Source organism: Siminovitchia fortis, from assembly GCF_007681465.1.
Lineage (GTDB): Bacteria > Bacillota > Bacilli > Bacillales > Bacillaceae_C > Siminovitchia > Siminovitchia fortis.
The window spans coordinates 1-424 of the sequence record NZ_VEKZ01000180.1 but is presented as its reverse complement, the minus strand read 5'-3'; the positions used below and the strand labels follow the sequence as shown (position 1 = coordinate 424).

1 rRNA gene is annotated in these 424 nt (G+C 51.2%); it reads right to left on the bottom strand.

The features are described 5' to 3' along the window. Window positions 1-424: ribosomal RNA gene (locus FS666_RS19500) — 23S ribosomal RNA — on the bottom strand; the annotation flags it as partial.

Genomic DNA, 424 nt, shown 5'->3' with positions numbered 1-424 from the left:
CTGCACTTGGAACGCTCTCCTACCATTGCCAAAGCAATCCGCAGCTTCGGTGATACGTTTAGCCCCGGTACATTTTCGGCGCAGAGTCACTCGACCAGTGAGCTATTACGCACTCTTTGAATGGTGGCTGCTTCTAAGCCAACATCCTGGTTGTCTAAGCAACTCCACATCCTTTTCCACTTAACGTATACTTGGGGACCTTAGCTGGCGGTCTGGGTTGTTTCCCTCTCGACTACGGATCTTATCACTCGCAGTCTGACTCCCAAGGATGAGTATCCGGCATTCGGAGTTTGTCTGAATTCGGTAACCCGATGAGGGCCCCTAGTCCAAACAGTGCTCTACCTCCGGTACTCTTGCCTTGAGGCTAGCCCTAAAGCTATTTCGGAGAGAACCAGCTATCTCCAGGTTCGATTGGAATTTCACC